The organism is Actinomadura roseirufa (assembly GCF_900659635.1).
GTDB lineage: Bacteria > Actinomycetota > Actinomycetes > Streptosporangiales > Streptosporangiaceae > Spirillospora > Spirillospora roseirufa.
On the sequence record NZ_CAACVB010000064.1, the window covers coordinates 25,873 to 35,266 of the forward strand.

Sequence of the window (9,394 nt, forward strand, 5' to 3'; positions counted from 1 at the left end):
TCACAGGACCTATTTTGCGGTCCCGTGACTTACTGGGCCCCAAGGCCTCGCTCACGCAACACCCGTCGCTGCTGCTCAAGCGCGACAAGATCGCCGAAGAGCCGGTTGTACTCCTCGGGCGCCTCGACCGGATTCAGCCGCCCGAGTTTAGATTTGGCGTCCGAGATCATGCGGGTGAGCTGCCGCTCCTGTATTCGGGCCAGCAGTTCCACGGCATAACGGTCATCCGATTCCTGGGCCGACCGCACCGGTTCGACACCGAGTTTGGTGATCAGGTCCCTGACCTGGTCGTTCGGCGCGCCCTCCAGGAGCAGCGCGACCCACTCGGCGACACCGCCCGCCGCCGTGACGCCCCCCACCTCGGCGATCACCGCGCGCACCGCGGCGTGCGGCGCGGCGATGAACGCCTCCGGCGGGACCTCGTCGAAGCCCGGCCCGAGCACCGCCGGACGCTGCACGGCCAGCTTGAGCAGCTCGCGCTCGCGCTGCACCTCCGGGTCGTTCGGGTCGTGGCCCGGCCGCCGCGCACCGCCGTTCGAGCCGGACGGGGCGCCGTCCCGGAGCCCGCCTCCGGCCTCGCGCCCGTTCGCCGCGCCACCGCCCCGGCCGTCGCCGCGTCCGTCGCCGCCGCGTCCGTGGGCACCGGGTCCGTTGCCGCCGCGCCCCTGCTGCCGGGCGTGCTGCCGGGCCGCCAGGTCGCGGACGCGGCGCAGCACGAACTGCTCGTCCATGATGCCGAGCCAGCGGTCCAGGCTGACGGCGTACATCTGGCGGAGCGCGCGGTCCTTGATGGCGGCGACGACGGGCGCCGCCGCGTCCAGCGCGCCGAGCCGTCCCTCGGCGGTGTCGAGGTCGTGCTGGGCGATCGCGCTGCGCACCGCGAACTCGAACAGCGGCAGCCGCGCGGCGACCAGGTCGCGGACGGCCGCGTCGCCGTGCCGGATGCGCAGGTCGCACGGGTCCAGGCCGTCGGGCTGCACGGCCACGAACGTCTGCGTGACGAACTTCTGCTCGTCGGCGAAGGCGCGCAGCGCCGCCTTCTGGCCGGCCGAGTCGCCGTCGAAGGTGAAGATCACCTCGCCGCGGAACTCGTCCTGGTCCATCAGGAGGCGGCGCAGCACCTTGATGTGGTCGTCGCCGAACGCCGTCCCGCACGTCGCGATCGCCGTGGGGACGCCCGCCAGGTGGCAGGCCATCACGTCGGTGTAGCCCTCGACCACCACGGCCTGCCGCCGCCGCGCGATCTCCTTCTTGGCCAGGTCGGCCCCGTACAGCACCGCGCCCTTGTGGAACAGCGGCGACTCGGGGGTGTTCAGGTACTTGGGGCCGTCGTCGTCCTCGTAGAGACGGCGCGCGCCGAAGCCGATGACGTCGCCGCTCAGGTCGCGGATCGGCCACATCAGCCGGCCGCGGAAGCGGTCCATGGGGCCGCGCCGGCCCTCCTTGGCCAGCCCGCCGGCGACCAGGTCGCGGTCGGCGAACCCGCGGCCGCGCAGGTGCCGGACGAGGCCCTCCCACTCGCGGGGGGCGAACCCGACCCCGAACCGGGCGGCGTCGGCCGCCTCGAACCCGCGCTCGGACAGGAACGTGCGGCCGATGGCGCCCTCGGGCGAGGCGAGCCGCTCGGTGTAGTACTCGGCGGCGGCCTTGTGCGCCTCGACGAGCCGGGCGCGCTGCCCGCCGTCCTGCCGGGGGCCGCGCCCCCCGCCGTCCTCGTAGCGGAGCTGGACCCCGGCCTGGGCGGCGAGCCGCTCCACGGCCTCGGAGAACGACAGGTGCTCGATCTCCTGGACGAACTTGATGACGTCGCCGCCGGCCTCGCAGCCGAAGCAGAAGTACAGGCCCCGCGAGGGGGTCACGTTGAACGAGGGCGACTTCTCGTCGTGGAAGGGGCACAGGCCCTTGAGGTTCCCGCCGCCCGCACCGCGCAGCTGCAGGTACTCGCCGATGACGTCGGCGATGGACGACCGCTCCCGTACGAGCGCGATGTCCTCATTGCGAATCCGGCCTGCCACGACGAAGGAGTCTACGGCGGGGCGGGGACATCCGGGGCATCACTCCACGACCCGGCTCGGTCCCGCCCGGCAGGGCGCCCACCGTGGTCCCCGATCGGGACGGGTTCGCCGTGGACCGTCCCCCGAGCGGGCTTCGGCCGCCAATATGGGGACCTCTGTCCCGAACTGTCCCCGACTGGTCGCTCTCCGTGGAGTCAATGAGGAGTAGTCCCAGGTGAGCACTGGACAAACGGGGCGTTGCGCGATGAGATGGCGCACCCGAGATTTTGCCCACCCCCAGGCGGCTCCGATGACGGATGTTGTGCTCGACGGCGTCGACAAGGTCTATCCGGGCGGGCATGTCGCCGTCCGGGACGTCCGATTGCGGATCAACGCCGGTGAGCTGTTCGTCCTGCTCGGGCCGTCGGGGTGCGGCAAGTCCACCATCCTGCGCATGATCGCGGGCCTGGAGGAGATCACCGCGGGCGAGCTGTGGCTGAACGGGGCGGTCGCGAACGACCTGGCGCCGCGCGACCGGAACGTGGCGATGGTCTTCCAGGAGGGCGCGCTCTACCCGCACCGCACGGTCAAGGGCAACATGATGTTCCCGCTGGAGGTGTCGGGCGACGACCGCGCCGAGGCGTCGTCGAAGGTCGTCGAGCTGGCCCGCGCGCTCGGCCTGAACACCATGATCGACCGGCTGCCGCGGACGCTGTCGGGCGGGCAGCGGCAGCGGGCCGCGATCGGCCGGGCGCTGGTGCGCGAGCCGTCGCTGTTCCTGATGGACGAGCCGCTGTCCAGCCTGGACGCCGGGCTGCGCACCGAGCTGCGGGTGGAGATCGCCGCGCTGGTCCGCTCCACCGGCACCACCACCGTCTACGTCACGCACGACCAGGTCGAGGCGATGACGATGGCCGACCGCATGGCGGTGCTGCGCGACGGCGTCCTGGAGGACGTCGGCACGCCCGAGCAGCTCTACCAGGACCCGGGCACGGTGTTCGTCGCGGCCTTCCTCAGCTCGCCGCCGATCAACCTGCTGCTGGCGACCGTGTGGGCCGTCGAGGGCGAGGGGCTGCTGCTCGACCTCGGCCCGCAGCGGCTGATGCTGCCGTGGGACGACCCGCGCGCGGCCGCGCTGATCAGCCTGCACGGGCTGCAGGTGATCGTGGGCATCCGCCCGGACATCCTGATGCCGATCGCCGAGGGCGAGCCGGCGGCCGCGGGCGCCGTGCTGACGGGCCAGGTGCGGGCGCTGGAGTTCCACGGCCACGAGTGGCTGGCCTATGCCGAGGCGGGCATCCCCACGGCCGACGTGAACGAAGTGGGGCGGGTGGTGCCGCCCGAGCCGCCGGCCCCGGAGCGCGCCGGGCTGGGCGCCCGGCTGGGCGCGCTGGTCACGACGGCGCTGGGCCGTTCCGCCGGTGCGGACGAGCCGGTTCCGGCCGAGCACCACGCCGGCCACCATCGCCGTTCCGACCTGATCTTCCGCATCGGCTCCGGCGACCGCCCCGACCGCGGCGACCGGGTCGCGCTGACCGTGGACCTCGACCGGCTGCTGCTGTTCGACACGGCCGGCCGGCGCGTCACGCCCGTCCGCCGATGACCCGCTCGAGCCGGCGCAGCCCCGGCTCGATCTCCTCGCGCCGCACGGCCCCGTAGCCGAACACCAGCCCCGGCGCGCGCGGCCCCGTCACGGCGAACTCCGACAGCGCGAACAGCCCGACGCCCTCCTCGCGGGCGCGGCGGACCAGCGCGGCGTCGTCGGTGCCCGCCGGGAGCAGGGCGCTCAGGTGCAGGCCCACCGCGGACGGGACGACCGCCAGCCGGCCCGCGAACCGGTCCGCGAGCAGCTCGGCGACGCGCTCGTGCCGGGCCTGGTACTCGCGGCGCGACCGGCGGAGATGCCGGACCAGCAGGCCCTCGTCGATGAACCGGGCCAGCGCGGCCTGCGCCGGCACGTCGGCGTGCCAGGACGAGACGTAGCGCGCCATCCGGAACGCCCGGTGCAGCGCGGGCGGCGCGACGAGGAACCCCAGCCGCAGAACCGGCCGCATGGTCTTGGAGAAGGTCCCGGTGTACAGGACGCGGCCGTCCTCGTCGAGGCTCTGCAGCGGCTCGATGGGGCGGCCGCCGTAGCGGTACTCGGTGTCGTAGTCGTCCTCCACGATCACCACGTCGCGGCGGCGCGCCCAGTCGAGCAGGGCCCGCCTCCTCGGCAGCGACATCGGCATTCCGAGCGGGAACTGGTGCGAGGGGGTGACGTAGACGGCCCGCGCGTCCTCGGGCAGGGCGTCCACCCGCAGGCCCTCGCCGTCGACGGGCACGCCCCGGACCCGCAGGCCCGAGGCCCGCAGCAGCAGGTGCGCGGGCGGGTACCCGGGGTCCTCCACGGCCACGACGTCGCCCGGTTCCAGCAGCACCCGGACGATGAGGTCGAGGGCCTGCTGGATCCCCGCCGTGATCACGATGTCGTCCGGGGCGGCGCGCACCGACCGGGAGACGCCGGCGTGCCGGGCGACGGCGGCGCGCAGTTCGGGCAGCCCGGCGGGATCGCCCGCCGCCGCGGGGTCGGCCAGCGCCGAGGGCCGCAGCCGGCCCGCCATGATCCGCCGCCACGACTCGTAGGGGAACAGCCGCACGTCCGGCAGCCCCGCCCGGAAGTCCCAGGTCAGCCCGGGCATCGGGGCGGGCCACGCGGAGATCTCCGCCCAGACCGGGCGCGGGCGCAGCGGGGAGGCGGAGGGGGCGCCGCGGCGCGCGGGCCCGGCCTCCTGGACGAACGTCCCGGCGCCGACCCGGCTCGTCAGGAAGCCCTCCGCGGCCAGCCGGTCGTAGGCGACACCGACCGTGTTGCGGGAGATCTCCAGCCGCCGCGCCAGCTCGCGGGTCGGCGGCAGCGCCTCCCCGGCCCGCAGCCGCCCGTCGAGGATCGCCGCGCGCAGCTGCCGGTAGATCTGCCCGGCGAGGTCACGGCGGCCCACGAGGCTGACGTGCAGGTCCACGGGATCCGACCTTAGATCGGCTCAGTCGTTTCCCGCAATTTTGGCCCTGTACCTGGTCCGCTGGGACTTCCTACGGTGAGACCCATGGACCCGCTGACCGAAGTGCTCGCCACCGACTTCCGTCCCCTCGACCGGAAGGCGCTCGACCTCTACCTCGCGATCGTCGCGCAGGTGAGGCCGGACGCGCTGGCCTCGCCGACCCCCTGCGCCGACTGGACCCTCTACGGGCTGCTGCGCCACCAGGTGAGCCAGGACGAAGGGTTCGCCGCCGCCGCCCGCGGCGACGGGGCCCGCCTCGGCAACTGGCGGGGCGGCGACCTCGGCGACGACCCGCTCGCCGCAGCGACGGCCTCCGGTGACCTCGTCACCTCCGCCTTCGCCGAGGCGAGCCTGGACCAGGAGTTCCTCCTCCCGGAGGTGCGGGACGGCGGCGGCTTCCCCGCCGCTCTGGCCATCAGCTTCCATTTCGTCGACCTGGTCGTGCACGCGTGGGATGTCGCCGCCGCGATCGGCGCCCCCTGGGAGCCGTCCGGCGAACTCGTCACGGCGTCGCTGACGGTGGCCGCGCTCGTCCCGCCCGGTCCAGCGGGCCGCGGACCGGGCATGTCGTTCGGCGCGGCCGTCGCCGAGGAGGGCGGCGCGCCGCGGGACCGGCTGCTCGCCCTGCTCGGCCGCTCGCCGTCCTGGTCCTGAGGCGAAGATCGGGCGGGCGACTCAGACCGGGGCCCAGTCCGGCGTCCAGATCGAGGGGCAGACCGGCGCCGCGTCCCGGTAGACGCCGATCTTCCACTGGATCTGCGCCTGCTGGGCGCGCAGCCGGGCGATCTGCTCCTCCACGCGCCGGTCGTGCTCCCGGAGCAGCTCGACCCGCTCCTGAAGGGTCCCGGCCCCGCCCCGGGCGAGCTCGGTGAAGCGCAGCATCTCGGCGATCGGCATTCCGGTCTCCCGCAGGCACCGCAGCATGTCGAGCCAGCGCAGGTCGTCGTCGCTGAACACGCGCCGTCCCGCGGCGTTCCGCGCGATGCCCGGCAGGAGCCCGATCTTCTCGTAGTAACGCAGCGTGTCGATGCTGAAACCGGTCTTATCGGAGGTCTCGGACGGAGAGTAAGAGCTCACCCGTCCACCTTGCCACCACGCGCGCCACCGTGGGCGGCGCGGTGGTCGCGTGGCGTTTGACCTGGAGCGCGCTCCAGGTCGCACAGTGGTCCTCAGCACTCGTGACGAGGACCCCGAAGGATCTGCCATGCGCATCGGACTCCAGGTTCCCAGCTTCACCTTCCCCGGCGGGGCGGAGGGGATCGCCCCCGCCTTCGGCCGGATCGCCCGCGAGGCCGACCAGGCCGGCCTGCACTCGCTGTGGGTGATGGACCACTTCTTCCAGATCGGGCAGGTCGGCCCGCCCGAGGAGCCGATGCTGGAGGGCTACTCGGCGCTCGCCTACGCGGCGGCCCTCACGGAGCGGATCACGCTCGGGACGATGGTGACCGGCGTGACGTACCGGCATCCCGGGATCCTGGTGAAGACGGTCACCACGCTGGACGTGCTGTCGGGCGGCCGGGCCTGGCTCGGCGTCGGCGCCGCGTGGAACGACGAGGAGTCGCGGGGGCTCGGCATCCCCTTCCCCCCGACGGCCGAGCGGTTCGAGCAGCTGGAGGACACGCTGCGGATCGCTCAGCAGATGTGGCGCGGCGACGAGTCGCCGTTCGAGGGCGAGCGCTTCCGGCTGGAGCGCCCGCTGAACTCGCCGCAGGCCGTGCGGCGGCCGCATCCACCGATCCTGGTCGGCGGCGGCGGTGAGAAGAAGACGCTGCGGTTCGTCGCCAAGTACGCCGATGCCTGCAACCTCTCCGACCCCGAGACACTGCCCCGGAAGCTGGAGGTGCTGCGCGAGCACTGCGAGCGGGAAGGCCGCGACTACGCCGACATCGAGAAGACCTCGCTGGCGGTCCTGCCCGGGACGCCCTCGGTCGACGCGGTCGTCGACACGGTCGGCCGGCTCGCCGAGGCGGGCATCGACCACGTGATCGTCTCCCAGTCCACCGGCCAGGACCTCGCGGGCGTGCTGGGCGAGGCCCTGACCCAGACCGCGGAGATCGTCCCCACCGGCCGCTGACCGCACGAACTGTCCCGCGCGCCGACCGGCACGCGGGACGGTTCCGAGGCAACTGGACCGGGCCCGTCTCACAACGGTCCTCAGCGGTCACGCGAGCGCGCGCCCTGACCGGCGGGGGCGACGCCGAAGGCGAGCCCCCGCCGGGAAGATCGCGAAGCGATTCGCGCTCGCACGAGCACGGTCACGAAGCGAGCGCTAGCGAGCGCAGTGGGCCGGGATCGCAATAAACTCAATCCCGGACGCGTGGACGCAGGTCCAGGGGGACGCCGAACAGGTTGAGCGCGTTGATCAGCGACACGAGCGCGACGAGGTCGCCGAGCTCGCGGTCGTCGGGGAAGTGCTCGCGCAGCGTGTCCCACATCGCGTCGGTCACCGGCTCTCTGCGGGTCACCGCCTCGGTGTAGGCGAGCGCGGCGCGCTCGGCCTCGTCGTAGAGGTGCGACTTGCGCCACACCGTGAGGTGGTGGATCCGGTCCTCGGGCTCTCCCTGCCGCCGTGCGTCCCCGATGTGGATGTCGACGCAGAAGGCGCAGCCGTTCAGCTGCGACGCCCGGATCTTGATCAGTTCCTGGAGCCGGTGGTCGAGCGGGCCCTTCCGGATCAGCCCGGCGATGCCGATGAACCCCTTGTAGACCTCGGGGGTCGCTTCCTGCAAGAGCATGCGTGCCATGGTGGTTTCTCCCTTCGTCTGGAGGGAGACGACGCAGCCCCGACCGGTGTGACGGCCGGATCGGTCCGGCGGGCACCGGCGCTATCGGACGGAGGCCGTGCCCTGAAGGTGCGCGAGCTTGTCCGGATTGACGACGCGGCGGTAGGCGGTGATCCGGCCGCCGGTGACCTCCATCGTGTCGACGGCCACGACCCGTCCGTCCGGCGCCAGGAAGAGAAGGCCGGGCTCCCCGTTCACCTCGGCGGGCACGACCCGCCGCCGGTGCCTCTCGGCGACCCGGATCAGCACGGTCACGACCCGCTCCGCCCCGGTGATGATCTTGCGGGCGGCGAAGACCTTGCCGTCGCCGTCGGTGGTGTACGTCGCGTCCGGATCCAGCAGCGCCAGCAGGGCGGCGCCGTCGCGGCGCTCGTAGGCCGAGCGGAACGCCGCGAGCACCCGTTCGCGCTCGCCGCGCGGGGCCGGCCGGGCGGGGCCCGCGGCGGCGACCTTGCGCCGGGCCCGGGAGGAGAGCTGGCGGCAGGCGGCGGGCGTCCTGCCCAGCACCTCGGCGATCTGCTCGTAGGGCACGCCGAACGCCTGGTGCAGGACGAACGCGACGCGCTCGGGCGGCGACAGCTCCTCCAGCACCAGCAGCATCGCGGTGCCGACCGTGTCGTCCACCAGGACCGTCTCGGCGACGTCCGGGCCGGTCAGCAGGGGTTCGGGCAGCCATGGCCCGACGTAGTCGACGCGCCGGGCGCGGGCGGAGCCGAGCACGTCGTAGGCGCGGCGCGCGGCGACGGTGACGAGCCAGGCGCGCAGGTCGCGGACGTCGTCCAGGGTCTCCTTGGCCGCGGCCCGCAGCCACACGTCCTGGGCGATGTCCTCGGCGTCGGCGACGCTGCCGGTGATGCGGTAGGCGGCGCCGAACACCGCCCGGCGGTGCTCGGCCCACTCGTCCTCGAGACGTCCCACGTCAGGCCGTCGCCGGGGTGAAAACCCACTTCTTGTACGACCAGTAGCGGAACGCCGAGCCGAGGGCGACCCCCGCGAGGAGGCCGAGGTTGTAGGCGACCCCGCCGTGCAGGCCCAGGGTGTAGTAGGTGAATCCGGTGCACAGCACCTGGATGAGGAGGCCGACGCCGTTCAGCGCGAAGAAGATCACTACCTCGCGGCCGGAGCCGTCGCTGTCGCGGTGCCGGAAGGTCCAGAAGCGGTTGGCGAGGTAGGAGGTGAGGGTGGACACCACGGCGGGCACGACCACGCTGGTGACCGGGCTCCCGCCGAGCCGGGCGCGCATCAGGTTGGCTCCGAAGATCATGATCAGCGTGCCGAGGAATCCCACGAATCCGAAGCTGAGCAGTTCGCGGAGGAATGTGCGGTACGCCGAGGCGGACGAGACCGTTTTCATCGGTCTTGACCGCTGCATGGTGCTCACTCGCCCAGACCTTACCTGAGTAGGACATATGCCTAGGTCACAACCCGGCCAAAAGATCGGCGCCCGGTCAGCGCTCCCGGTCAGCCCCCGGTCAGCGCTCCCCGTCAGCCCCCGGTCAGCGCCCCCGGTCAGCGCTCCCGGTCGGCGCCCGGCCGGGAGCCCGGCACCGGCGTCCGGCCGGACCCCGGCGGGGCG

Annotated in this window: 9 protein-coding genes; 3 read left to right on the forward strand and 6 right to left on the reverse strand. The window is 73.3% G+C overall.

Annotation, left to right across the window (positions count from 1 at the left end):
* Positions 1-29: 29 nt before the first annotated feature.
* Positions 30-2,015 carry a DNA primase gene (gene dnaG, locus E1291_RS16430; RefSeq protein ID WP_131738682.1) on the reverse strand — a complete coding sequence of 662 codons (1,986 nt, stop codon included), beginning with the start codon at positions 2,013-2,015 and terminating at the stop codon, positions 30-32.
* A gap of 289 nt (positions 2,016-2,304) precedes the next feature.
* Here dnaG and E1291_RS16435 point away from each other — a divergent pair, with 289 nt between their 5' ends.
* The gene (locus tag E1291_RS16435; RefSeq protein WP_131738683.1) at positions 2,305-3,597 is read left to right on the forward strand and encodes an ABC transporter ATP-binding protein; all 1,293 of its coding nucleotides are present in this window, start codon (positions 2,305-2,307) and stop codon (positions 3,595-3,597) included.
* Here the strand turns inward: E1291_RS16435 and pdxR are convergent.
* The gene (gene pdxR, locus E1291_RS16440; protein ID WP_131738684.1) at positions 3,578-4,996 is read right to left on the reverse strand and encodes a MocR-like pyridoxine biosynthesis transcription factor PdxR; all 1,419 of its coding nucleotides are present in this window, start codon (positions 4,994-4,996) and stop codon (positions 3,578-3,580) included. The two genes, E1291_RS16435 and pdxR, sit on opposite strands and share 20 nt — an antisense overlap.
* Positions 4,997-5,080: 84 nt before the next feature.
* On the opposite strand from pdxR, the gene E1291_RS16445 reads away from it, so the two are divergent.
* A complete protein-coding gene (locus E1291_RS16445; RefSeq protein ID WP_131738685.1) occupies positions 5,081-5,689 on the forward strand; it encodes a TIGR03086 family metal-binding protein in 609 nt (202 codons plus the stop codon).
* Positions 5,690-5,710: 21 nt separating this feature from the next.
* Here E1291_RS16445 and E1291_RS16450 read toward each other — a convergent pair whose 3' ends face one another.
* A complete protein-coding gene (locus tag E1291_RS16450) occupies positions 5,711-6,112 on the reverse strand; it encodes a MerR family transcriptional regulator (protein WP_131738686.1) in 402 nt (133 codons plus the stop codon).
* A gap of 127 nt (positions 6,113-6,239) precedes the next feature.
* Here E1291_RS16450 and E1291_RS16455 point away from each other — a divergent pair, with 127 nt between their 5' ends.
* On the forward strand, positions 6,240-7,109 hold the full coding sequence (locus E1291_RS16455) for an LLM class F420-dependent oxidoreductase (RefSeq protein WP_131738687.1): 870 nt from the start codon (positions 6,240-6,242) through the stop codon (positions 7,107-7,109).
* Positions 7,110-7,338: 229 nt separating this feature from the next.
* Here E1291_RS16455 and E1291_RS16460 read toward each other — a convergent pair whose 3' ends face one another.
* The 3 genes from E1291_RS16460 to E1291_RS16470 all read right to left on the reverse strand — a co-directional run bounded on the left by E1291_RS16460 (position 7,339) and on the right by E1291_RS16470 (position 9,172).
* Positions 7,339-7,770: a carboxymuconolactone decarboxylase family protein gene (locus tag E1291_RS16460; RefSeq protein WP_242614197.1), complete on the reverse strand. Its 432-nt coding sequence runs from the start codon at positions 7,768-7,770 to the stop codon at positions 7,339-7,341.
* 90 nt (positions 7,771-7,860) lie between these two features.
* Positions 7,861-8,736: an RNA polymerase sigma factor SigJ gene (gene sigJ, locus E1291_RS16465; RefSeq protein WP_131738689.1), complete on the reverse strand. Its 876-nt coding sequence runs from the start codon at positions 8,734-8,736 to the stop codon at positions 7,861-7,863.
* 1 nt (position 8,737) lies between these two features.
* Positions 8,738-9,172: a GtrA family protein gene (locus tag E1291_RS16470; protein ID WP_242614198.1), complete on the reverse strand. Its 435-nt coding sequence runs from the start codon at positions 9,170-9,172 to the stop codon at positions 8,738-8,740.
* Positions 9,173-9,394: the final 222 nt, after the last annotated feature.

Excerpts from the sequence above, each read along its gene's own strand:
- E1291_RS16435 (WP_131738683.1), top strand. The coding sequence starts at position 2,305 with ATGACGGATGTTGTGCTCGACGGCGTCGACAAGGTCTATCCGGGCGGG.
- E1291_RS16445 (WP_131738685.1), top strand. The coding sequence starts at position 5,081 with ATGGACCCGCTGACCGAAGTGCTCGCCACCGACTTCCGTCCCCTCGAC.
- E1291_RS16455 (WP_131738687.1), top strand. The coding sequence starts at position 6,240 with ATGCGCATCGGACTCCAGGTTCCCAGCTTCACCTTCCCCGGCGGGGCG.
- E1291_RS16460 (WP_242614197.1), bottom strand. The coding sequence starts at position 7,770 with ATGCTCTTGCAGGAAGCGACCCCCGAGGTCTACAAGGGGTTCATCGGC.
- E1291_RS16470 (WP_242614198.1), bottom strand. The coding sequence starts at position 9,172 with ATGAAAACGGTCTCGTCCGCCTCGGCGTACCGCACATTCCTCCGCGAA.